We start from the raw sequence: 23257 nt of genomic DNA, 5'->3' as shown, positions 1-23257 counted from the left end.
AGGGCGACCTCGACCGGGGGCTCATTCCGCGAGAGGGTAGTCCGGCTCTTCAGAGCTGAGTGTGGGCGCGCCGGTGGCGCGGGATAGCTGGGGATAGACGTCGAGGTCCTCGATGATGAGCGGACTTCTACCCCCGCTGATCTCAAGGACCTCGACGATGCTCAACCATAGTTGTGTATGCCCTGACGCGCTTGATCGCTGCGACCGATGTGATGTCCTGGTCGACTTCCCCGGGCTTCACCTGGTCGCGGTGACGCAGGCTCCATCGGGCCTGTTGCTCGAGGTGGAGTCCTGCGATCCGGTCGCGGGCTGTCCTGGCTGCGGGGTCGTCGCGACTGGTCACGGCCGTGTGATGGTCGAGATGATCGATGCGCCCTGGGCTGGCAGGCCGGTGCGGATCCGGTGGCGCAAGCGCCGCTGGATCTGCCTCGAGGACGTTTGCGCGGTGGTCTCGTTCGCCGAGCAGGACCCCCGGGTCTGCGCGCCGAGGGGGCTGCTGAGCACGCGCGCGATCCGGTGGGCGGTCGGTCAGCTCCGGCGCGAGGGTGCGACGATCCAGGGTCTGGCCCGGCAGCTCGGGACCACCTGGAACACGCTCTGGACCCAGGTCCAGCCCGTCCTGGCCCAGGCCGCAGGCGATCCGTCCAGGTTCGAGGGCGTGCAGGTCCTAGGCGTGGACGAGCACATCTGGCACCACCGTGACCCGCGCCGGCGCGGCCCGAAGGAGCTCACCGGGATGGTCGATCTGACCCGTGGTCCGCACCCCACCGCCAGGCTGTTGGATCTCGTCCCCGGCCGGTCCGGCAGCGCCTACCGAGACTGGCTCGACGAACGGGGCGAGGCGTTCCGCAAGCGGGTCGAGATCGCGACGCTGGACCCGTTCCAGGGTTACAAGAACGCGATCGATGACCAGCTCGAGGACGCGACCTGCGTGCTGGACGCCTTCCACATCGTCAAGCTCGCCGGCGCTGCGGTCGATGACGTTCGCCGCCGAATCCAGCAGGAGACGCTCGGCCACCGAGGCCGCAAGGGCGACCCTCTCTACGGCATCCGTCATGTTCTCCGCGCGGGGCGCGAACGCCTCACGTCTCGCCAGCAGAACCGGCTGGCCAGCGCATTCGCTGCCCACCCCGATCATGTCGCGGTCGAAGTCGCCTACCAGTGCGCCCAAGACCTCCGCGACGTGTTCCACCAGCCCACCCCCGCCCAAGGCCGACGCCTCGCCGAGCAGCTGATCCAGAAGCTGCCGTCCTGCCCGATCCCCGAGATCGCCAGGCTCGGCAAGACGCTACGCCGCTGGAAGACAGCGTTCTTGGCCTACTTCGACACCGACGGGGCGAGCAACGGCGGCACGGAGGCCGTCAACGGGGTCATCGAACTCGGCCGCCGCATCGCCCGCGGGTTCCGCAACTTCGAGCACTACCGCCTTCGAATGCTCCTCATCACCGGAGGGCTCGACGCCTCACCCCACACTCAACTCTGAAGAGCCGGTAGTCCTATGACCCTTCCACCAGGCAAGCGCACTGCGCTGGAGAAGCAACGAGCGGTCGAGCGCGCTGCTCATGAGGCCGAGCTTGTGCGGTTGAGCGCCCGGGTGCGGGAGTTGGAGGAGACCAACAGCGCGCTGGGAAAAGCTATCGGGCTCTTGCACGCGATGAGCGAGGAAGAGCCCGCCGAGCCCCCGACGAAGACCGATCAGCCCGGTTCTTGAACGCGGAGAACGACCTCGTCGCCGAGCTCACCGCCGCGACCGGATCGCAGCGGCAGGCACTCGAATTCGCGGGCGTGTCACGGTCGACGTGGCATTACCGGCAGCGTCCGCGAGAGCGGATCGCTGATCCGATCCCGCAGACTGAGCGTGCCTATGAATCACGGATCAGCACCGCCGATGAGGAACGGATCGGCGGCCTGATCCTCGCCGGGTGGGCGCAGCAAAACTCTGTCGATCATTCGTTTGCGACCGCGTGGGATGACGGGGTGATGCTCGCGTCGCGACGCTCCTGGTGGCGGATCGCGGCACGGATCGAGGACCAGATGCTCCGGCCGACGGTCCCGACTCGGAAGGATCGCCGGCAGCCGCGGAACAAACCAGTGCTGAAAGCGACTGGCCCCGGGCAAGTGTGGTCATGGGATATTACCGACCTGTACTCGCCGTGGCGGGGGAAGGTGTTCAAGGCATACAAGATCACCGATATCTACTCCCGAAAGATTGTCGGCTGGCGAGTCGAGGATCGCGAGGCTGACCACCTCGCCGTGGAGATGTTCGCCGCCGCGTTCACCGAGCACGGCCCGCCCACGGTGGTGCACGCCGATTCCGGGGCCGCGATGACCTCGAACCTGCTGAGGGACTCCCTCCACGAGCAGGGTGTGAACCTCTCTCACAACCGGCCGTATACGTCGAACGACAACCCGTTCTCCGAGGCTGGTTTCCGGACGATGAAGTACCGGCCGGGCTACCCGAAGGTGTTTACCAGTCTTTCCGCCGCACGCGAATACATCGCCGGCTACGTGCCCTGGTATAACCACCAGCACAAGCACTCCGGGATCGCGCTGTTCTCACCCGCGCAGGTCCACGACGACACCTGGCGTGACGCATGGAAGACCCGTGACACCGCGCTGCAGCGCTACTTCCACAAGCACCCGGAACGATTCCGCGCACGCCCACGGACACCGGCCCCCGCCGAGATAGTCGGCATCAACCTGCCCGAGCAAGAGCCGCTAAAGCAGACCGCGTGACTCCACACAGCTTGACATCGAGCGTTTGCGACAAATATGTCGCAAGAGCGCGCGGGACTGCCGTGAGACCAGACCGTAGGCCAGGTCAATATGTCAGCTATCAGTACGGCAGTCCCGACCAGCGGCGCGGAGGGGCAGATGCCCCTCCGCGCCGCTGGGCTCAGGGTTTCTCCGGGCAGACGGGGTTTCTCAGTGCTGACGCGGGGTGCGGGTCTCCGCGCTGATGAACCAGGCCTGCTGCTCCAGTTTCTCGATGATGCCGTGCAGAATGTCCGCTGAGGTCGGGTCCGCTTCGTCGACCTCGTCGTGCACCGTGCGCATAGTGCCCACGGTGCGCTCGATCGCTGCGGTCATCAGGTCGATCGCGTCGTGGGTGAGGACTTCGCCCTGCGGGAACTCGGGCAGCGAACTCTGCTCGGCCACCACGGCGGGACGGCCGTCGGGAGTGGCATGCAGCGCTCGCATGCGCTCGGCGATGTCGTCGCTGCTGGCCCGGGCGATGTCGACGACCTCGTCCAGGTTCAGGTGGAGGTCGCGGAAGTTGGGGCCGACGATGTTCCAGTGCGCCTGCTTGCCCACCAGGTGCAGCGCCGTGAGATCGGTGAGGACGGACTGAAGATTCTTGGCGAGCGCGGCAGGGGCGAGGAAACCCTCTTCTGCGTTCTCCGGTGCCGTGCACTTCGCGCCGGCGGGCTCGGGGACGGTGACCTTGTCGTTCATGAAAGCTCCTCCACGTCGATGGCCTGCTAGGACTGTTCGTCACGCTAACCAACTGGGTAGGCAGTGGCAACAGAACGGGCCGCGCGGTAGATGCCACGGCCTCCCCGGATCGGCGGGAGAAGCGGTGGATGCCTCGGCCTCGCCGGGCGGCCCGGAGACGCGGTGGTCCGGCGCGAGCTACGTTCGACGGGGCGGTCGCACCGCGTTCGTGACCGGCGCTCCTCGTCGCCGTCAGAAGAAGCGCTGCACCGCCTGCGGGGCGCTCTCGGCGAGGTCCCGGATCTCGTCGTGCTCGGTGTGGGCGAGCACCTCGGGAAGCGTTCCGCGGGCCAGGATGCGCCCGCCGCCGAGAAAGGCGACCTGCGGACACATCCGCTGCAGCAGCTCGGTGTCGTGCGAAGCGATGAGCACGCCGATACCGAGCTGCTCGATGAGTCCGCGCAGCGCCGTGGAGATCTCCCCGCGCATGCCGGGATCCACTGCGGTCAGCGGCTCATCGAGCACCAGGATCTCGGGACGGGTGGCGAGCGCGGTCGCGAGGGCCACGCGCTGCTTCTCCCCGCCGGAGAGGGTCATCATCCGGCGGGTGAGGAAGTGTTCGCCGAGGCCCACGCCGGAGAGCATCTCGGCGGGGGAGACGGCGTGGGTGCGCCCGCCCTTGCGGGCTTCCTTCGCGGCCAGCTGGAGGCGCGAGCCGGCGGTCTCGCGGGGATCACTGATGGTCATCGCGTACTGCGAGACGAAGCGCACGGTCGCACGGAACGACTTGCGGTCCTTGCCGCGCAGCTTGTGCACGCTGCGTCCGTCGAGGGTCACCTGCCCGGAGCTCGGCCGGAGCTCGCCGCTGAGCAACTGGATGAGCGTCGTCTTGCCGGCGCCGGACGGGCCGAGCAGGCCCAGCGGCGCGTTCCCCGCGCTGATCGAGAGGTCCACTCCTGTCAGGACCTCCTCGCCGGGATATCCGGCGTGCAGGGAGGCGGCGGTCAGCATGGTCGCAGGGGGCATCGGGCTTCTCTCTCGAGGGGCGGGGACGTCATGCACAGTATCGGTGCGTGCTGGGGTCTTGCTGCGACCGTCCGGGTCGCCACCGGAATGACCCGCGGCAGACGCGGAGCAGACCTGGAACGACGTGGAACAGACGCGCAAACATGCGGAACGACCGGGAACGACCGGGAACGACTGGGAACGACCCGGAACGACGCGGAACGACGCAGAACAGACCCGGGTTCGTCGTGCGGGCACCAAGGTCCCGTCCCGGTGCTCAGCGGATGGGAGAGGATGGGAAGGTCTGTTCCCCACCAGCCCTCGGAGGCCCCGATGACCGTCGTCAAGATCAACCGTCTCGCCGTGCCCGACGGCCAGCAGGAAGAGCTCGAGAAGCGCTTCGCCGCCCGCAAGCACTCCGTCGACGGTGCGCCCGGCTTCGAGGGCTTCGAGCTGCTGCGACCGGTCGCCGGGGAGACCCACTACTTCGTGATCACCCGCTGGTCCGACGAGGACAGCTTCCGCGCCTGGGCGGCGCAGCGCACGCCGCGGGACCCCGGGACGACGGTCTCCCGCGCCGAGGGGATCCTCGAGTTCGAGGTCGTCGACCTGGACTGACTCCCGCAGACCTTCCGGTCGATCCGGGTGACGGGGGCCGAGGGGCCGCCTACGGTGAGGTGACCCGCACGCACCCACGATCGGAAGGCGGGGCCATGAGAGCGGTCACCTGGCAGGGCACACGGCACGTGAGCGTCGAGGACGTCCCCGATCCCACGATCCAGCAGCCCTCCGACGCGATCATCCGCGTCACCTCCACCGCGATCTGTGGCTCCGACCTCCACCTGTACGAGGTGCTCGGACCGTTCATGACGGCGGGCGACGTCATCGGCCATGAACCGATGGGCATCGTCGAGGCGGTGGGCGCGGGCGTCAGCCACGTACGGCCCGGCGATCGCGTCGTCGTCCCCTTCACCATCTCGTGCGGCGACTGCGCGATGTGCTCGCACGACCTGCAGTCGCAGTGCGAGACCACGCAGGTGACCGAGTACGGCTCGGGCGCCGCGCTGCTGGGCTACTCGAAGCTCTACGGACAGGTGCCCGGCGGTCAGGCCGAGTACCTCCGGGTTCCGCACGCCGACTACGGGCTCATCAAGGTCGGCACGGAGCTGCCCGACGAGAACTATCTCTTCCTCAGCGACATCCTCCCCACTGCGTGGCAGGCCGTGGAGTATGCGGACGCCCCGACGCAGGGCACGCTCGCCGTGGTCGGTCTCGGCCCGGTCGGTCAGCTGGCCGCCCGGATCGCACGCCATCGCGGAGTGGAGGTCCTCGGCATCGACCCGGTGCCCGAGCGCCGCACGATGGCCGCGCGCCACGGCATCGAGGTGTTCGATCTCGCCGAGGACACGGTCGGCGAGATCCGCGAGCGTACCGAGGGGCGCGGCCCGGACGCGGTGGTCGACGCGGTCGGCATGGAGGCCGACGGCAGCCCGTTCGCCGGCCTCGCACAGACCGTCGCGGGCAAGCTCCCCGACGCCATCGCCCGGCCGCTCATGGAGAATGCCGGCGTCGACCGCCTCGCAGCGCTGCATTCCGCGATCGACCTGGTCCGTCGCGGCGGCACGATCTCCCTCTCCGGGGTCTACGGCGGCGCTGCCAGTCCGATGCCGCTGCTGACCATGTTCGACAAGCAGATCCAGCTGCGCATGGGCCAGTGCAATGTGCGCTCCTGGACCGACGACCTGCTGCCCCTGGTCGAGGATCCCGCCGACCCGCTCGGCGTCGGGGACCTCGTCACCCACCGACTGCCGCTCGAGGAGGCCGCCGTGGGATATGACCTGTTCCAGAAGAAGCACGACGGCTGCATCAAGGTCGTCCTGGATCCCACGATCGCCCCTGCACCCTCCGTCTGACCCCCGCGCGGCCCGCCCGCATCGCCCGACAGTGCCCGACAGCGCCCGCACCACCCGACAGCGCCCGCACCACCCGACAGTGCCCGCACCACCCGACAGTGCCCGCACCACCCGACAGCGCCCGACATCTCCCGACGTCGCCCGGCCGTCGTCGTCGGACCGACCCAGATCCCGGCCGCGGCACGGTCCGTCCTTGCCGCGCACCTGACCCGCCAGCCCGCTCACCCCGAGGAGAACTCCCATGGCCAGCAACGACCAGCTCACCTTCACCGACCCCGTCACCCGCTTCCCCGACATCACCCCTCCGAAGCAGGACCAGCCCGAACCCGGTCTCGACGCCGAGCTGATCCCCGGAACCGACCGCGGCGAGGACTCCTACCGGGGCACCGGCCGTCTCGACGGCCGCAGGGCCCTCATCACCGGCGCTGATTCCGGAATCGGCGCCGCTGTCGCGATCGCCTTCGCCCGCGAAGGGGCGGATGTCGCGCTGAACTACCTCCCGCAGGAGGAGAAGGACGCCCAGCACATCGCCAAGATCATCCGTCGCACCGGCCGACGGGGCGTCCTCCTGCCCGGGGACCTCACCGACGCGAGCTTCTGCCGCTCCCTCGTCGAGGAGGCGGTGCGCGAGCTGGGCGGTCTCGACGCTCTGGTGAACAATGCCGGCCGGCAGATCGCGGTGGAGAGCCTCGAAGAGCTCGAGGACGAGCAGTGGACCACGACCTATGAGGTCAACATCCATGCGATGTACCGGATCACGAAGGCGGCCCTCGCCCACCTCCCAGCCGGCTCCACCATCGTCAACACCACGTCGATCCAGGCCTACGAGCCCTCCACCACCCTGATCGACTACGCCTCCACGAAGGCCGCGATCAACAACTTCTCCAAGGGCCTCGCCCAGCAGCTGGCGCCGAAGGGGATCCGGGTGAACGCCGTCGCGCCGGGGCCGATCTGGACCCCGCTGCAGGTCTCCGACGGCCAGCCGAAGGAGGTCCTGCCTGAGTTCGGGAAGAGCACACCGCTGGGCCGTGCGGGCCAGCCCACCGAACTCGCCCTGGCGTATGTCTTCCTCACGTCCCCGGAGTCCAGCTACGTGCTGGGGGAGACCCTGCACGTGAACGGCGGCAACCCGACGCCGTGACCGCGCACCCCGCCGAGGCCCTGCTGCTGATCGATCTGCAAGAGGCCTTCTTCGAGACCCCTGCCCTGGCCGAGGCCCGCACGGAGGTGGTCGACGCCGTGAACGCGCTCGCGGCGTCCGCACGGCGCGCGCAGGTGCCGATCTTTCTGATCAGCACGGAGCACAGTCGCGACCGCTCCACCTGGACCCTCAGCATGCTCGAGGACGACCAGGGCTACCTCTTCCACGGGGACCCGAGCTCCGCAGCCATCCACGAGCTCGACACCGCGGGCATGACCCGGATCGAGAAGACCCGTGACAGCGCCTGGTTCGGCACGGACCTCCTCCTGCACCTGCACAATCTCGCCGTGGGAAGGGTGCTCATCGCCGGGGTCTCTGCCCACGCGTGCATCACCCAGACCGCCAGGGACGCGTACGCGAACAACATCCGGGCCACGATCATCACCGATGCCGTGGCCGACGAACGGACGGACCACAAGGAGACCGTGCTCGATTTGCTGGTGGCCGACCGGCAGGCCGTCCTCGCGAGGACCCAGGAGGTCGTCGACCGTTGGCGAGGTTGAGCGCGCTCGGATCGTCGGGGGACCGAGCGCGCTCAGCGGCCGGACAGGACCACACCGCTGCGGCGGATTCAGCGCGCGCGGCTGCGGAAGGAGCGCAGGCGCAGGCTGTTGCCGACCACGAAGACGCTCGAGAAGGCCATCGCGGCGCCGGCGAGCATCGGGTTCAGCAGGCCGAGCGCCGCGAGCGGGATCGCCGCGACGTTGTAGGCGAAGGCCCAGAACAGATTGCCCTTGATCGTGCCGAGAGTGCGCCGTGAGAGCCGGATCGCGTCGGCCGCGCTGCGCAGGTCCCCGCGCACCAGGGTGATGTCCGAGGCCTCGATGGCGACGTCCGTACCGGTGCCCATCGCCAGGCCCAGATCGGCCTGGGCGAGGGCGGCGGCGTCGTTGACGCCGTCGCCGACCATGGCGACCACCCTGCCCTCGCCCTGCAGGCGAGTGATCACGTCGATCTTGTCCTGCGGCATGACCTCTGCCAGGACCTCGTCGATGCCGACCTCGGCGGCGATCTGCTGCGCCGTGGCGCGATGGTCTCCGGTGAGCAGGAGCGGGGTCAGTCCCAGGTCCTTGAGCTGGGCGACGGCCTCGGCACTGGTGGGCTTGACGGTGTCCGCGACGACGAGCACGCCCTGCGCCGCTCCGTCCCAGAGGACCACTACGGCGGTCTCTCCGCGAGTCTCCGCCGCCGCCATGGCGGCGCTGAGCTCCTCCGGCAGCGCCTGCTCGCCGGCGAGGTTCGCCCGGCCGACGAGCACTTCGCGCCCCTCGACGGTGCCGCGCACGCCCTGACCGGGGAGGTTCTCGAAATCCTCGGCGCCGGGCAGTGCGCCGACCTCGTCCGCCGCGCCTCGGGCGAGTGCCCGCGCGATCGGGTGCTCCGACGAGTCCTCCAGGGCGCCCGCACGACGCAGCAGGTCCGCGCGGTCGACGCCGACGGCCGGGAACGCGCCGGTGAGAGTCATCGTCCCGGTGGTGACGGTGCCGGTCTTGTCGAGCACCACGGTGTCGACCCGGCGGGTGGACTCCAGGACCTCCGGACCCTTGATGAGGATCCCCAGCTGTGCGCCGCGACCCGTGCCGACCAGCAGGGCCGTCGGCGTGGCGAGACCCAGGGCGCACGGGCAGGCGATGATCAGCACCGCCACGGCGGCGGTGAAGGCGGCTTCGACCGGGTGCCCGGTGAGCAGCCACGCCGCCAGCACCAGCACGGCGATCACGAGGACCACCGGCACGAAGACCCCCGAGATGCGGTCGGCCAGGCGCTGCACCTCGGCCTTCCCGGACTGGGCGTCCTCGACCATCCGAGCCATCTGGGCGAGCTGGGTGTCCCCGCCGACGCGTGTGGCACGCACCAGCAGGCGGCCACCGGCGTTCACGGTCGCACCGGTGACGGCATCTCCCGCGCCCACCTCGACCGGCACGGACTCGCCAGTGAGCATCGAGGCATCGATGGCGGAGCTGCCGGAGATGATCTGCCCGTCGGTCGCGATCTTCTCCCCGGGCCGCACCACGAACTCCTCGCCGACCGCGAGCTCGGCGACGGGGAGACGGGTTTCTATGCCGTCGCGCATCACGGCGACGTCCTTGGCGCCCATGTCCAGCAGCGAGCGCAGGGCGGCGCCCGCTCGGCGCTTGGAACGCTTCTCCAGATAGCGACCCAGGAGGATGAACATCGTGACGCCGGCCGCGACCTCGAGATAGATGTTCGCCGAGCCGTCCGAGCGCCCGATCGTCAGCGAGAACTCGTGGGTCATGCCCGGCATGCCCGCACGCCCCAGGAAGAGCGCATAGAGCGACCACAGGTAGGCGGCCGACGTGCCGACGGAGATCAGGGTGTCCATCGTCGTCGCCCCGTGGCGCAGGTTGACCCAGGCCGCTCGGTGGAAGGGCCATGCTGCCCAGACGATCACGGGGGAGGCGAGGGCGAGCACCGCCCACTGCCAGTAGGTGAACTGCAGTGCGGGGATCATCGAGAGCAGGATGACGGGCACCGAGAGCACCGCGGAGCCGATCAGCCGCTGCCTCAGCGAGGTGAGCTCCGGGTCGGCGGGCTCGCCCTCGGAGGCCTCGTTCTGCGCCTCCGGGGGAGTGGGCAGGGCCGCGGAGTAGCCGGCCTGCTCGACAGTGGTGAGCAGCTGCTCGGAGTCGTATCCGACCGGGACCGAGACGCGTGCCTTCTCCGTGGCGTAGTTGACGCTCGCCGAGACCCCGTCGAGCTTGTTCAGCTTGCGCTCGATCCGGTTCGCGCACGACGCGCAGGTCATCCCGCTGATCTCGAGCTCGATATCGGCTCCTGGCGGCATGGGGGACGGGGAGCTGGACATGATCACGACTTTCTTCGCACGGGGCGGGGATCTCGTGCCGTGCGGCACGACGGACGAGGTGAGGGAGCGAGCGGTCAGGCGGTCTGATGGCCAGACGGCCAGACGGCCAGACGGCCAGACGGCCGAGCGGTCAGGCGCGCTGCGCGCTGTAACCGGCCTCGGCCACGGCGGCGAGCACGGCGGCCTCGTCGACGGGCTGCTCGGAGGAGACGCGGAGTGTGCCGGACCCGTGGTCGACCTCGTCGACCTGGACCCCGGGGATCTCGCTGACCTCCTCACGCACGGACATCTCGCAGTGGCCGCAGGTCATCCCGGTGACCTGGAAGGTGGCGGTGGTGCTCATAGGGAACTCCTTCATCGTCGACTGGTGCGAGCTCTGGGGTGCTCGCAACCACGACAATACCCCCGAGGGGTATGCGAAGCAACGCGTGACAGGCGTCACCCGGGATGCTTTGATGCCTCCATGGTCATTCATGCCGCTGACATCATCCGTGAGGAATCGGAGCGTCTCGCCGCCGCGCTCGCCGTTGCCGACCCCGAGCGGAAGGTCCCCACCTGCCCGGACTGGGTCGCTGCTGCTCTGCTCCGGCACCTCACGGAGGTCCAGGACTTCTGGGCGAGCGTCCTGGCGAAGCGGGCCACCACCGAGGCCGACGTGGCACGGATCGAAGGATCCGCCACCGCAGCTGCCGACGACCCTGCCGCGGCGCCGGAGCTGCGCCGTGCGGCCACGGACGCGCTCCTCGCGCAGCTCGACTCGCGCGGTGATGACGAGCCCGCGTGGTTCTGGTTCTCGCCGGAGCAGACCGTCGGCGTCATCCGGCGCATGCAGCTCCATGAGGCGACGATCCACCGCGTCGACGCCGAGCTGACCGCCGGGCTCACTCTCACCCCGATCGACAGCGAGGTCGCCCACGCAGGCGTCGATCACGTGCTGCAGGTGATGTGGCCGGCCGCGTTCGAGTGGATCCCCGAATGGGCGACGGTGCGACCTATCGCGCTCGCCGAGATCCGTCTCGACGGCGCAGAGCGCGGGCAGCTGCTCATCTCCCGCTGGTCCGGCACCCGGCCGCGCGACGGTCAGCAGCTCGGTGCCACCGTCGCTCGCCCGCTGACGGACCTCGACGAGGTCGGAGAGCTGCCACGGGCGGTCGTCTCGGGACCTCCCGCCGCTGTGGACCTCTGGGCCTGGGGGAGAGCGGCCGCGCTGGGCGGCCTGGACGGCGAGGACCAGAAGGTGGAGATCATCGGGGACCGTGCCGCGATCTCGGAGCTGGATGCACTGCTCGCCGCAGGAATCGCGTGAGCGGTGGCCCCGGGGTGACCTGAGGACGAGCCCGGGACGAGCTCAGGGTGAGCCGGCCGCTGAGAGCGAGACGTCGTCGGCGTTCGTCGTCCGTCGGAGGCCGCCCACCAGATGCAGGAGCGTCGCGACGGCGAGGAAGGCCACCAGAACGAGGACGGTGGTGGCCAGCACCTGCGGCCAGGACGACGCCGTCGGGTCGAGGAACTCGTAGGGGTACCAGCCGGTGATCGCGCCCCTGAGCCAAGTGACGAGCAGATACGCGATCGGGTAGACCTGCCACCACAGGATCCGGCGGGGCGAGGAACGGTCGGAGCGAGGGGAGAGCACCCAGTCCGCGACGGCGGCCACCGGTGCGATGCGATGCAGCACGATCCCGGTCCAGCCGATGTCCCACCGCAGCAGCTCATCGAGCGGGGCCACCAGCAGCGCATAGATGATCCCGGTCATCGCCAGGTAGAAGGTGACTGCACCGCGGAGGTCGTCCCACCTGGCAGCCCGGTGTCCGCTCCAGGCGACGCCGAGCACCACCACGATCGCGAAGGCGAGGTTCGACTGGTTGGTGAAGTAGGAGACGAACTGCGAGAGCTCTCCGCCCCGGACGGCATCGATCCCGCTCCAGACCAGGGCGGCGACGATCAGGAGAGCGAGCAGCATCCGCAGAACGATCGCGCCGCGGCGAGCTCTGGTCGGCGGGCTCGCGAGAGTGCTGGAGGACGGTCGGGTCATGAACCGCGCGGCCAGTCATCGGGCACGTCCGCCCCTCCCTCGACGACGGTCTCCGCGGCGCCGGTGAGGTCCGTCCACGAATCGCGCGGGCGGTACCCGAGCTCGAGCGTGGTGTTGGTGGTGGACCAGCGACGGTTGGGATTGTCGGAGATGGCGTAGTACAGGCCGAATCGCACATCGGCCTCGATCGCGCAGCGGACCACCTGGGTGCAGTCGCCAGGGCTCAGCCACATCGCCCGCAGGATGTCCTCGTCGGCCTCGAGCGGATCGTCGCTGACCCAGCCGATGCGAAGGGCGATCACGTCCAGCCCGTACTCGTCGAAGTAGAAGCGACCGAGCGTCTCGCCGAGGATCTTCGAGACCCCGTAGAGGGAGTCGGCCCGCTGGAGCTGATCGGGGTAGACGGGCCACTGCTCGTAGCGGTCGTACATGCCCATCGCATGGTTCGAGGAGGCGAGCACGACGCGGCGCACCCCGCTCACCCGAGCGGCTTCGAGCACGTTGCGCTGGCCGATGATGTTGGCCTCCAGCACCTGCTCCCAGGTCGATTCGGGCGAGGAGGCGCCGGCCATGTGGACCACCGTGTCCACACCGTCCATCAGGGCCAGGACCTCGTCGTAGGAGGCGAGATCCGCGATCTTCAGCTCCTGGCCCGCGGGCGCGTTCTTCGCGTTCCTGCCGTGCAGAACGAGGTCGTACTCCTCCGCCAGGGAACGGGCCAGTCGGGATCCGACGCCTCCGGTCGCTCCGGTGATCAGCACACGCTTCGTCGAGTTGCTCATGGTGCCATTATGCGGCGGCGCCGGCGCAGCGGGTGGGGAACATGTCGATTCGCCGACGGGGCGGCGTCGCTCCTCCGGTTCTCCAGGGGCGTCAGGCTCCTCGCGCCTCTGCGGCGGAGTCCGGTGACGGGGCCGTCGTCGGCGGCGAGGCGGGGCTCGCGGTCGGTTCCGGCGCCGAGTGCTCGGGCATCGGGCGGATCTCCGCGCGCATCCTCTCCATGCGCTCGTCGAGGTCTGCGGCCACCCGCGCGGCATCGTCCAGCTCCGCACGCAGCGAGGCCGGAAGGTTCTTCTCGTACTTGTAGCTGAGCTTGTGCTCGGTGCTGGCCCAGAAGTCCATGGCGATGGTGCGCAGCTGCAACTCGACCGGCACGTACTCGGTGTGCTGGGAGAGGAACACCGGCACCTGGACGATCACGTGCAGGGAGCGATACCCGTTGGGCTTCGGTGCGGCGATGTAGTCCTTGACGGTGAGGACCTCGAGATCGGGCTGGCGGCTGAGCATGTCCGCGATCCAGTACACGTCCGAGACGAAGCTGCAGGTGATCCGCACCCCGGCGATGTCGTGGATCCGAGCTCTGATCGCCGGGATCGTCATCTCGCCTCCGGTGCGCACGGCCTTCTCGATGAGCGACTCGGTGGACTTCAGCCTCGAGCGCACGTGCTCGATCGGGCTGTAGTCGTGGATCTGCTCGAACTCCTGGCGCAGGATGTTCACCTTGGTCTGCACTTCGTCGATGCCGAACTGATAGTGCATCCTCAGCTGTGTGAACTCCTCGTAGACCTGCCGCATCTGACGCGCCAGCATCTCCTGGTCCACGCCCTGCCGCGTGAGCTGATCCTGCTGCGCTGCGACCAGCGCGCGCACTCGTGAACGGGTGTCGCCGTCGGCCGGTGCCTCATGCTCCATGGGAGAAATGCCCTTCTGGGGACGATCTGAACCCCTCGACCATGCCAGAACGAACTGGGGGCATGGTGGAGGCGCGGTGATGATGCATCGTCCCTACCGGATGATCAGCCGGCGCTGGGACGGTGCGGCGCCTCCGTCGGCCACCAGTCCTGGACCGTCGCCAGCGCGTTGAAGGTGTAGACGTGGGGCCCGGCCAGACCGAGCTCCGGATCGCCGTAGGCAGGGGCGAGCTGGTCGAGCAGCTCATCCGGCTGCCAGGTGCGCGGGCCCATCATCCGCCGCACTCCCGTGCTCGAGGAGGTGAGCAGCCGCAGCGACCTCCCCACGCCGATGCGCGCCCCGAGGCGCGCCAGCCGGACGGCACCGACCGGGGCGGCGATCCCGGGACGCACGGGGAGGACGATGCCCTGGGCACGGATCCTGCGCACCCAGTCGAGCAGAGCTGTGGCATCGAAGCACATCTGGGTGACCATGTACGACGCATGCTCGGCCTTCGTGCGCAGCAGCCGGTCGGCGCTCTCGTCGTCCAGGAAGGGGTGGCCCTCGGGGTGTGCGCCGATCCCGATCGTGAGGGCAGGATCTGCAGGGAGAACGCGCAGCAGGTCCAGCGCGTCGGAGAAGGATCCGGCCGGCTGTGGCGCGTCCCCGCCGATCACGAAGACCTCCCGCACCCCGGCCGATCCGAGGCGCTCCACGATTCGGTCGGCGGTGCGCTCGTCGGGCACCATGCGCGCCGCCAGATGAGGGATCACCGTGAAGCCGCGGCCTGCGAGCTCGCCGGCGGTCGTGACCGTCGCGGACAGGCCCTGGGCCGGCGAGGCGGTCACCGTCACCCGGGCCCCGGCGGGAAGGTGAGCGCCGGCCAGATCCGAGATGCCCGGCAGTGGGAGCACCTCGAACTGCGGGTCGCGGGACCACGGTCGAGGTGCGTTCTCACCTCCGGCCGACGGCGCACGCTCGGCAGGCATCTCAGTGGCTCGGCGTCGAGGCGGCGGCCCCGTCGCTTGCGTCTCCGAATGCCCTGGGATCGCTCTTGGGCTGCTCCTTCGTCGGATCGATGAAGGGCTTCGGTACGACGACGGCCTTCACGAGCTCCTGGCCCGAGGGGAGCAGGGCGCCCGGGCGCTCGCCGATGTCGACGGTGAAGGTCGTGCCGAGCTCGGCGAGCTCCGCAGGGACCAGCGCGAGCCCGATGTTCTGCTCGAGCCGCGGGGACCAGCAGGCCGAGGTGACCTTGCCGACGACGTCGCCGTCATGGTGGACGGGGAACGCGTCGATCATCGAGCCGTCGTTGTAGCTGCCCAGCGGGGCACCGCCGATCTCGAGGCCGACGAGCTTCCGGCGCGGCCCCTCGGCCTTGATCCGTCGCAGGGCCTGCTTGCCCACGAAGTCGGCCTCCTGGTCGAGATCCACCATCCAGTCGTAGCCCATGCCGACCTCGAAGGGGTTGGTGTCGACCGTGATGTCCGCGCCGTGGGCGAGCATGCCGCCCTCGATGCGACGGATGTGGCAGGGGCCGATCACCTGGAGCCCGTGAGGTGCTCCGGCTTCCCAGACGAGGTCCCACAGGCGTTCGGCGTCGCGGGAGGCGTGGTGGACGTAGATCTCGTAGCCGATCTCGCCGGTGTACCCGGTGCGGGAGACGGTGATGTCGATGCCGTCGATCGTGTAGTCGTGCAGGTAGTAGTAGCGGATGTCCGCCACCGAATCGCCCAGCAGGTCCCGCATCAGAGCGTAGGACTTCGGGCCCTGCACCTGGACGGGGCCGACGTCGGCCTCCTCGATCCGCACGTCCATCCCGGCATGACTCGCGACCCCGCGGGCCCACAGCAGGATGTCGCTGTCGGCGAGGGAGAGCCAGAAGCGGTTCTCCTCGAGGCGCAGCAGGACCGGGTCGTTGAGGATCCCGCCGTGCTGGTCGGTGAGGAAGACGTATTTGCACTGGCCGACCTTGCACGTCGAGAGGTCGCGAGTGACCAGCAGATTCGTGAAGTCGAAGGCGTCGGGGCCGGAGATCTCGATCTGGCGCTCGACGCCGACGTCCCACAGGGTGACGCCCTCCAGGAGCGCCCAGTACTCCGCGATGGGGTCGCCGTAGTGACGGGGGTGGTACGTGTGGTTGTAGACGCTGTACATCTGCACCCCGTGACGCCGTGAGGCGTAGAAGAACGGGGACTTGCGGATGCGGGGGTACAGCAGCATGTGGGGATTCGGGTTCACGGTCATCGTGGCCTCCAGGAATCGTGTCCGTGATCCACTGTGGCATGAACATGCGTTATACGCAATACTATGCGTAGTGCGCATAAGGTGAGATGATGTGGTGGCCGAGAGGAGCTGGAGATGGCAGGAGTGGGGGCGGTGCAGTCCGTCGACCGTGCGGCGCAGGTGCTCGAGATCCTCGCCCGTGATGGAGAATCCGGCGTGGGGCGGATCGCGGCGGAGCTGGGGGTCCATCAATCCACGGCGTCACGTCTGGTCGCCGCCCTGGAGCGCCATGAACTCCTCGAACGGCAGAGCGACGGCGGCCCGGTGCGGCTCGGCGTGGGCGTGCTGCGGCTGGCCGCAGCCACCCGATCCCGCCTCGATCTGACCGCGCAGGCCGGCCCGGTGTGCGACCGGCTCGCCGAGCAGCTCGGCGAGACCGTCAACCTGGCCGTCTACCGCTCCGGGGCGGCGGTGAACCTCTACCAGGCGCAGGGGACCCGGACGGTCGCTCTGCACAACTGGGTGGGGGACCGCACCGTTCTGCACGCGACCTCGAGCGGGAAGATGCTCATGGCGCATCTGCCCCCGGAGGAGCGGGAGAGCCTGCTGGCAGCGCCGCGCGAGACGTTCACGGACGCGACGGTGACGGCTGCCGCGGTCCTGCGGCGAGAGCTCGACGACGCGCGCGAGCGCGGATGGGCGAGCGCGATCGAGGAGTTCGAGGAGGGGCTGAACGCGGTCGCGGCACCGGTTCGCGGCCCGGAGGGAACAGTGGTCGCGGCGCTGTCCGTGGCCGGCCCTGCCTATCGGCTGGGCCGAGAGGACCTGCCGACGGCCGCCGGCGCGTTGATCCGAGCCGGCGAGGAGATCTCGCGTCGGTTCGGGCACCGCGCGGACATCACCGGCTGACCCTCTTTCCCCACCGGTTGACCCACTGCGCTGTACAGCCTGTCACCACGTCGAGCGGTCGAGTCGTCGCACCGTCGGCTCGTCGGCTCGTCGGCTCGTCGGCTCGTTGACCTGTTGACCTGTTGACCCGTTGACCTGTTGACCCGTCGGCCCGTCAGCTCTTCATGCGGGTGTCCTGCGGATCGAAGGCCGGAGTGCGCCCGGTGGCCAGCACGGTCGCGGGGAGTCGCTGTCCGAGGTACTCCACCAGCACGTCGGTGCCCAGTACTGCCAGGTCGCGGGGCAGGTACGCCATGAGCAGATAGCGCCCCACCGAGGGCGCCGGGCCGGCGGAGGTGACGACGGAGCGCCGCCCCTTGGCATCGATGAGCGCTGCGCCCTCGGGGGAGAGGACCGGCTCGCCGCCGGTCGGGAAGCGTGCGGCGCGGCCCTCGGCGGGCGGATCGAGCGCGAGCGTGCACAGCAGAGCGGCGGGCTCCGCCCTGCGCGCGGCGAGGTAGGCCTGCTTGCCCACGAAGCCGTGCTTCTTGACCTTCGGCAGGGCGAGGTCCGCCTCGACGGGGTCGTACTCGGCGGTGAGCTCGGCGCCCATCAGCCGATAGCCCTTCTCGAGCCGGCCCGTCGTGCCGTAGACGCCGATCCCGGCGGTGACCGGGCCGAGATCCTGGCCGCTTCCCCACAGCACGTCCCAGACCCGCGGCCCGCACTCGGCAGGCATATGGATCTCCCAGCCGAGCTCGCCCACGTAGGAGATCCGCAGCAGCGAGGCGGGGACCGAGCCCAGCAGCACGTCCTGGGCGGACCCGAAGCCGAAGGCTGCGTCCGAGAGGTCGTGCTCCGTGATGCGCGAGACCAGGTCGCGGGCTCTCGGCCCCCAGACCCCGAGGGTCGAGACGGCGGAGGTGGAGTCGACCAGCTGCACCGACCCGTCGGCAGGCAGGTGGGCGCGGAGCCAGAACAGGTCCCGTGCGCCCTCGGCTCCGCCGGTGATCACCCGGAAGTCGTCGGGACCGCGCCGCACGATGGTCAGATCCGAGCGGAACGTTCCGGCGGGGGTCAGCAGCGGGGTGTAGACCACGCGGCCGACGCCCACGTCGATACGGGCCACGGCCAGCTGCTCGAGGTAGCGCAGGGCTCCTGGCCCACGCACGTCGAAGATCGCGAATGCGCCGAGATCGACCAGGGCGACGCGCTCGCGCATGGCCAGGTGCTCGGCCTCGATGATCGGCGACCACCAGCGGCGATCCCATTCGGCCGAGCGTTCGGGGATGCGGTCGCCGTACTCCTCGAGCAGTCCGGTATTGGACTCGTACCATTGCGGGCGCTCCCAGCCGGCGGCCTCGAAGTACTGCGCCCCGAGGGCTTCGGTGCGGGGATGGAACGGACTGGTGCGCAGCGGGCGGTCGGAGAGCCATTGCTCGCGCGGATGGCTGATCCCGTAGACCTTCGGGAATCCCTCGGCCGCACGCGCCCGCACACGGGAGGCGCTGCGCTGGGCAGGATGGAAGCGCGCGATGTCCGAGCCGTGGGGATCGATCTCGCTGGTCCCGTCCGTGATCAGCTCGGCCAGCATCCGGCCCACTCCCGCAGCTTCCTTGATCCACACCGCAGCTGCGGACCACAGCCCGGCGGCCTCCGGCGTCTCGCCCACCAGAGCTCCGCCATCCGGAGTCATGGAGAGCAGTCCGTTCAGCGCGGTCCTGCGGGGCGGGGTCGGATTGGTCAGGAGCTCGGGGAACATCTGCTCCGCCTGCTGCATCTGGAGCGTGAAGTCGTCCTCCGTGAAGGGGAAGCTGGTCGGGGTGGCCTGTCCGGGGTGGTCTCCGACCGGCGGGATCTCCTCCGGGCGGTGCAGCAGGGGACGGTGCGCATAGGAGCCGATCTCGAGGTCGGACCCCCGCTGGCGCTCGTACATCAGGCAGTCCATGTCGCGCAGCAGCGGGAAGCTGATCCACTCGCCGGACTGCTCGAGCTGCGGGATCGGGCCCACGTCGATCATCTGGTGCACCGCGGGCGTCAGCGGGATCGCAGCGTCTACGAGGGCGGCCACCCGGGGGCTCCACACGCCGCAGGCGACCACCACGATCTCTGCCTCGATCGTCCCGTGATCGGTGACCACGCGGGAGACACGGCCACCTTCGACCTCGATGTCGAGCACCTCGGTCTCCGGGCACGTGGTGAGCGCACCGAGCCGTTCCGCGCGCTCGCGCATCAGCTCTCCCGCCCGGATCGGATCGACGATCGCCCCCGTGGGCGTATGGAAGCCTCCGATCAGCAGACTCGCGTCGCAGTACGGGACGAGCTCCTGGATCTCGGCGGGGGAGATCAGATGGGCCTCGACGCCCCAGGCGCGGGCGGAGCTCATGCGTCGCGTGAGCTCCTGCATCCGTTCAGGGCTGCGTGCGACCTCGATGCCGCCGCAGGTGAGGAGCGCGTCGAGTGCGGAGTACTGGCGCAGCGAGTCCACCGTGAGGTCGGTGATCTCCTTCGAATGATCGACCGGGAACACGAAGTTCGAGGCGTGACCGGTCGAGCCCCCGGGATCCGGCAGGGGACCTTTGTCGATCTGCACGATGCTGCGCCATCCGAGCTCGGCCAGGTGGCTGACGGCGGAATTGCCTACCACCCCCGCTCCGATGACGACGATGTCTGCGCGGTCCGGCTGCTGTGCCATGGCGTCCTCCCGAACTGACCGTGGGCCCCCTCACACTAGCCTCGCGTGCGGGGTTTGACCATGGTCGGTCGCGCACGCTCTGCTGGCGTCCGACGACATGCTTCTCGGCTTGGCTCGGCCCGGCTCGGCTGGGCGGCACGGGGCTGGCGCGGGCCCCCTGTTGCCTCATGTCAAGATGCCCGCTTGGTCTTCTTCGTTGCCTCACTCGTTTTTGCCCGCGAAGCGGTCGGCGGGGTGACCGGCAGGCGGGTCGGTTGGTGCTTGGCGCGGACGAGGTCTAGGAGCTGGTCTTGGAGGTCGAGCAGATCGCGGCGCAGCTGGGCCGGGTTCAGCGTGCGGTACTGACGCGTCAGCGTGGTCTTGGACTTCTTCGAGACCTTCTCGCTGGACAGAACCCGCTGGTAGGGCGTCTGCGCGGGGTCGTAGCGCTTGGTGACTTTCGCGCCGTATCTGGTCTTGGAGATCAGCTTCTGGCTGGGCGAGAAGAAGTTCGTCTGCCACCGCAGCACCTCGTAGATCTGCCCGAGCAGCTCGAGCTCGGCAGCGGTGTCGTAGCGGTAGTAGCCGACGGTCTTGCGGACCACCGACCAGTTCTTCTCCTCCACGTGCGCGCCGTCGTTCTTGTTGCCCGACCGCGACCGAGTGAAGGTGATCTTCTGCCCCTGGCAGTAGCGCAGCAGATGGCTGTTGATGAACTCCGACCCGTTGTCCGAGTCGATCCCCTTGACCGTAAACGGGAACCTCGCGGAAAGCTCGACCAGCGCCGCGAACACCCACTTCTGGGCCTTGTTCCGCACTGCCGCGGTCTCTGTCCAGCCGGTGTGGATATCGGTGACCGTCAGGGTCTGGCAGAAGTCCCCAGAGGGGTCTCCGCCCTCGTGGCCGACGCAGTCGATCTCGACGAACCCGGGCTCGGCCTCGTTCCACTCCGCCCAGGTCCGGATCGGGATCTGCGACTTCAGCAACGTGCCGGGCTTCGTACCCGAACGGCCCCTGATCTGGAGCTTCTTCCGGTCCGGGGCGAGCCGGCGATCCATCGTGGCTGCCGACATCGAACACAGCAGCGCAGCGGTCTCGTCGCTGAGGTCGAGCTCGCCGCACGCCCGCAGCCGCTCCACGATCTCGCCCATGAACGGCGCCATCCGCTTGCCCGCCGGAGCGCCCATCACCGCCCACACCTTCCGCAGCGCTGCCATCACGTCAGGGCCGTACTTCGGCGGCCGGGGCGTCGCCAGCCTCCGTCTCGTGCGCCCTGCAGGGCGCGGCCCCAACGCCCGCCGCAGCGCCTTACGGGCGTGATCACGATGCCAGCCCGTCGTCGCGCACAACTCGTCCAAGATCACCGTTTTCGCGGTCTTGGACGCCGCCCGATACCGGATCGCGACCTGCCGGGTGACCGCCTGCCTCTGCGCCATTGTCAGTCCCATGCCTCACGCTCGGCCCGCCGGACGCTGCCACGGCCCAGGACACGCCGACCTACGCGGGCATCCCTCTCATGAGGCAACGAAACCGTTTCGCGGGCATTTCTCGTGAGTCAACGCGGGCCCTGGGCAGGGACCGGTCGCCGACGTACGGTGGCATGCATGAGCACGCCGCATCGCTTCGTCGCCATGACCTACAACGTCTGGGAGAGCGCGCGGTGGCCGGAGCGGGCTGACGCCCTGCGCGCCGTTCTGGAGCTGACCGGGCCCGATGTGCTGTGCATCCAGGAGCTGCGACCCGCGAGTCGTGAGGTCATCGACGCCGCCCTGCCCACCCATGACCGAGTGGAGGATGAACTGCCGGGATGGGCCTGCGAGGGGACCATCTATTGGCGGCGTGCGCTGTTCGACCTGGTCGAGCACGGCGCGGAGCATCTGGGGCAGCTCAGCCCGGAGCGGCGCCTGTTCTGGGTGCGGCTGAGACATCGGCCGACGGGATCGACGGTGCTGGTGTCGACCGCGCACTTCACCTGGCAGGGGAATCCGCGTGAGCGGGAGGAGGGCGTGTCCCCGCGAGTGGCGGAAGCGCGCCGTACCGTCGAAGCGCTCGAGCGCCTCGCCCCGGCACCCGACGCCGACGCCGACGACGACGGAGAGCGCGAGGAGCGCGAGCCGGTCCTGTTCATGGGCGACCTGAACGACACCGTGAACGCGATCCGCATCCTGCGGGCAGGAGGGTTCGTCGACAGCTTCACGGCCAGCGGCTCCCCACTGGTTCCGACCCACCCGGCGCGTCCGACCGCCGACGGTACGCCGCAGGTGCTGGACTGGCAGTTCCATCGCGGACCGATCCGCGCGATGACCAGCCACGTCGGAGAGTACTTCCGCGGTGACCTGGCGCCGTCGGACCACAAGCCGGTCGTCGTCACCTACGCCATCGGCGGGGAGTAGCAGCGGCGCCCGCCCGGGCATGCACGTCGGCATCGGCTCGCGGGTGTGAGCGTCTGCGACGTGGCGGCTGCACCGAGCCGCCGTCTCTGCACCGACGCAACGACGCCTGGCGCCTCTGCACCGACGCAACGACGTCTGGCGCCGCCGTACCTATGCCACGACGTGACGCTCGATGACGGAAGATGTCGCTGAGTCTTGGTGCCCACGGCGGGCGCTTCTATCGTCGCCGTCATGACTAGCACAGCACGCATCCAGTCCGCCGTCCCCGAGATCACCGCCGATGATCGCGCCGCTCGCCTCACGAATGCGGGAAGCGCGTGGGCCGGGCGCATCGAGGCCGATCGTTCGAACGCCCACCTGAACTATGCGGTCGAAGGCACCGGCGCCGGATCAGTGGCTACGACCGTGCGCGCCGGCAAGCACTCCTTCATCGTCGACGAGCCTGCGGCGCTGGCCGGCGACGACACCGGGACCAGCCCGGTCGAGTACGCTCTCAGCGCGTTGGCTGGCTGCCAGGTCGTCGTCTACCGGCTCTACGCGCAGCAGCTCGCCATCCCCTTCGATGACATCGTCATCAGGGCCGAGGCGGATCTGGACGCGGCGCGACTGTTCGGCGCCGACGAGTCCGTGCGCGCCGGGTTCTCCGCGGTGCGGCTCGACATCGAGCTCTCGGGACCGGAGTCGAACGAGCGCTACGACGAGCTGCGAGAGGCCGTCGATGCGCATTGCCCCGTGCTCGACATCTTCCAGAATCCGACCCCGGTCACGACCACCGTCACTCGTGCCTGATCAGTGACATCCAGGTCTGGCACTGTCGGCGGGGCCGAGAGCTCGCCGGTCAGCTGTGGGCCGAGCTCGTTGGTCGTCGTCATCCGAGCGGGCCATCACGAGCGCATGCAACCGGTCCGCACCCGGAGCTGGCGGCCCCGGCCCCACGGGCCGCGAACCACGAAAAAACCTGAGTCGCGTCACCGTTCGTGAACGATGACGCG

At 69.3% G+C, this 23257-nt stretch carries 22 protein-coding genes; 11 read left to right on the top strand and 11 right to left on the bottom strand.

Features of this window, described 5'->3' with window-relative positions:
- Nucleotides 1-157: 157 nt before the first annotated feature.
- Genes CIK81_RS09565 through CIK81_RS09560 form a run of 3 tightly spaced genes read left to right on the top strand, consistent with a single transcriptional unit; the run spans nucleotide 158 to nucleotide 2736 of the window.
- A complete protein-coding gene (locus tag CIK81_RS09565; RefSeq protein WP_114328941.1) occupies nucleotides 158-1483 on the top strand; it encodes an ISL3 family transposase in 1326 nt (441 codons plus the stop codon).
- A gap of 15 nt (nucleotides 1484-1498) precedes the next feature.
- Nucleotides 1499-1711, top strand: a complete 213-nt coding sequence (locus CIK81_RS18010; RefSeq protein ID WP_147272350.1) for a hypothetical protein — start codon at nucleotides 1499-1501, stop codon at nucleotides 1709-1711.
- Nucleotides 1708-2736: a DDE-type integrase/transposase/recombinase gene (locus CIK81_RS09560; protein WP_114355643.1), complete on the top strand. Its 1029-nt coding sequence runs from the start codon at nucleotides 1708-1710 to the stop codon at nucleotides 2734-2736. Before CIK81_RS18010 ends, CIK81_RS09560 begins: the two co-directional genes overlap by 4 nt.
- Before the next feature lie 189 nt (nucleotides 2737-2925).
- On the opposite strand, the gene CIK81_RS09555 is transcribed toward CIK81_RS09560, so the two are convergent.
- Together CIK81_RS09555 and CIK81_RS09550 are read right to left on the bottom strand one after the other, a co-directional pair.
- The gene (locus CIK81_RS09555) at nucleotides 2926-3456 is read right to left on the bottom strand and encodes a Dps family protein (RefSeq protein WP_114312340.1); all 531 of its coding nucleotides are present in this window, start codon (nucleotides 3454-3456) and stop codon (nucleotides 2926-2928) included.
- Nucleotides 3457-3687: 231 nt separating this feature from the next.
- Nucleotides 3688-4461, bottom strand: a complete 774-nt coding sequence (locus tag CIK81_RS09550; RefSeq protein WP_096164987.1) for an ABC transporter ATP-binding protein — start codon at nucleotides 4459-4461, stop codon at nucleotides 3688-3690.
- Between the two features lie 312 nt (nucleotides 4462-4773).
- Here CIK81_RS09550 and CIK81_RS09545 point away from each other — a divergent pair, with 312 nt between their 5' ends.
- From CIK81_RS09545 to CIK81_RS09530, 4 genes are all read left to right on the top strand, one after another.
- Nucleotides 4774-5058 (top strand): antibiotic biosynthesis monooxygenase, encoded by a 285-nt coding sequence (locus tag CIK81_RS09545; protein ID WP_096164980.1) that lies wholly within the window; start codon nucleotides 4774-4776, stop codon nucleotides 5056-5058.
- Nucleotides 5059-5153: 95 nt separating this feature from the next.
- On the top strand, nucleotides 5154-6353 hold the full coding sequence (locus tag CIK81_RS09540) for an alcohol dehydrogenase catalytic domain-containing protein (RefSeq protein WP_096164977.1): 1200 nt from the start codon (nucleotides 5154-5156) through the stop codon (nucleotides 6351-6353).
- Between the two features lie 241 nt (nucleotides 6354-6594).
- Nucleotides 6595-7494, top strand: a complete 900-nt coding sequence (locus tag CIK81_RS09535; protein ID WP_096164975.1) for an SDR family oxidoreductase — start codon at nucleotides 6595-6597, stop codon at nucleotides 7492-7494.
- Complete coding sequence (locus CIK81_RS09530; protein WP_096164972.1) at nucleotides 7491-8057, top strand: cysteine hydrolase family protein; 567 nt, start codon at nucleotides 7491-7493, stop codon at nucleotides 8055-8057. The genes CIK81_RS09535 and CIK81_RS09530 overlap by 4 nt, the downstream gene beginning before the upstream one ends.
- Nucleotides 8058-8125: 68 nt before the next feature.
- Here the strand turns inward: CIK81_RS09530 and CIK81_RS09525 are convergent, their stop codons facing one another.
- Entirely contained in the window at nucleotides 8126-10381 is a 2256-nt protein-coding gene (locus tag CIK81_RS09525) for a cation-translocating P-type ATPase (protein ID WP_096197983.1), read from the bottom strand.
- Nucleotides 10382-10511: 130 nt separating this feature from the next.
- On the bottom strand, nucleotides 10512-10724 hold the full coding sequence (locus tag CIK81_RS09520) for a heavy-metal-associated domain-containing protein (RefSeq protein ID WP_096164970.1): 213 nt from the start codon (nucleotides 10722-10724) through the stop codon (nucleotides 10512-10514).
- 120 nt (nucleotides 10725-10844) lie between these two features.
- Here CIK81_RS09520 and CIK81_RS09515 point away from each other — a divergent pair, with 120 nt between their 5' ends.
- A complete protein-coding gene (locus CIK81_RS09515; RefSeq protein ID WP_096164968.1) occupies nucleotides 10845-11687 on the top strand; it encodes a maleylpyruvate isomerase N-terminal domain-containing protein in 843 nt (280 codons plus the stop codon).
- Nucleotides 11688-11729: 42 nt separating this feature from the next.
- Here the strand turns inward: CIK81_RS09515 and CIK81_RS09510 are convergent, their stop codons facing one another.
- The 5 genes from CIK81_RS09510 to CIK81_RS09490 form a co-directional block, all read right to left on the bottom strand.
- Nucleotides 11730-12341 carry a Pr6Pr family membrane protein gene (locus CIK81_RS09510; protein WP_114355667.1) on the bottom strand — a complete coding sequence of 204 codons (612 nt, stop codon included), beginning with the start codon at nucleotides 12339-12341 and terminating at the stop codon, nucleotides 11730-11732.
- A 68-nt stretch (nucleotides 12342-12409) separates the two neighbouring features.
- A complete protein-coding gene (locus CIK81_RS09505) occupies nucleotides 12410-13195 on the bottom strand; it encodes an NAD(P)-dependent oxidoreductase (protein WP_096164965.1) in 786 nt (261 codons plus the stop codon).
- Between the two features lie 91 nt (nucleotides 13196-13286).
- On the bottom strand, nucleotides 13287-14105 hold the full coding sequence (locus tag CIK81_RS09500; protein ID WP_096164962.1) for a GTP pyrophosphokinase family protein: 819 nt from the start codon (nucleotides 14103-14105) through the stop codon (nucleotides 13287-13289).
- Nucleotides 14106-14209: 104 nt separating this feature from the next.
- Nucleotides 14210-15073 (bottom strand): methylenetetrahydrofolate reductase, encoded by an 864-nt coding sequence (locus CIK81_RS09495; RefSeq protein WP_096164959.1) that lies wholly within the window; start codon nucleotides 15071-15073, stop codon nucleotides 14210-14212.
- Between the two features lies 1 nt (nucleotide 15074).
- Nucleotides 15075-16331, bottom strand: a complete 1257-nt coding sequence (locus CIK81_RS09490; RefSeq protein ID WP_096164957.1) for a glycine cleavage T C-terminal barrel domain-containing protein — start codon at nucleotides 16329-16331, stop codon at nucleotides 15075-15077.
- 114 nt (nucleotides 16332-16445) lie between these two features.
- Between CIK81_RS09490 and CIK81_RS09485 the strand changes: the two genes are divergently transcribed.
- Nucleotides 16446-17219 (top strand): IclR family transcriptional regulator, encoded by a 774-nt coding sequence (locus CIK81_RS09485; RefSeq protein WP_096164954.1) that lies wholly within the window; start codon nucleotides 16446-16448, stop codon nucleotides 17217-17219.
- 154 nt (nucleotides 17220-17373) lie between these two features.
- On the opposite strand, the gene CIK81_RS09480 is transcribed toward CIK81_RS09485, so the two are convergent.
- Nucleotides 17374-19893: an FAD-dependent oxidoreductase gene (locus tag CIK81_RS09480; protein ID WP_114355642.1), complete on the bottom strand. Its 2520-nt coding sequence runs from the start codon at nucleotides 19891-19893 to the stop codon at nucleotides 17374-17376.
- A 170-nt stretch (nucleotides 19894-20063) separates the two neighbouring features.
- Nucleotides 20064-21089 (bottom strand): transposase family protein, encoded by a 1026-nt coding sequence (locus tag CIK81_RS09475; RefSeq protein WP_241964108.1) that lies wholly within the window; start codon nucleotides 21087-21089, stop codon nucleotides 20064-20066.
- A gap of 387 nt (nucleotides 21090-21476) precedes the next feature.
- Between CIK81_RS09475 and CIK81_RS09470 the strand changes: the two genes are divergently transcribed.
- On the top strand, nucleotides 21477-22265 hold the full coding sequence (locus tag CIK81_RS09470) for an endonuclease/exonuclease/phosphatase family protein (protein ID WP_096164946.1): 789 nt from the start codon (nucleotides 21477-21479) through the stop codon (nucleotides 22263-22265).
- A 231-nt stretch (nucleotides 22266-22496) separates the two neighbouring features.
- Nucleotides 22497-23054 carry an OsmC family protein gene (locus CIK81_RS09465; protein WP_096164943.1) on the top strand — a complete coding sequence of 186 codons (558 nt, stop codon included), beginning with the start codon at nucleotides 22497-22499 and terminating at the stop codon, nucleotides 23052-23054.
- Nucleotides 23055-23257 lie beyond the last annotated feature (203 nt).

The sequence above is a fragment of the Brachybacterium sp. JB7 genome, assembly GCF_003335205.1.
GTDB lineage: Bacteria > Actinomycetota > Actinomycetes > Actinomycetales > Dermabacteraceae > Brachybacterium > Brachybacterium alimentarium.
This window is presented reverse-complemented; position numbering and strand designations above follow the sequence as displayed.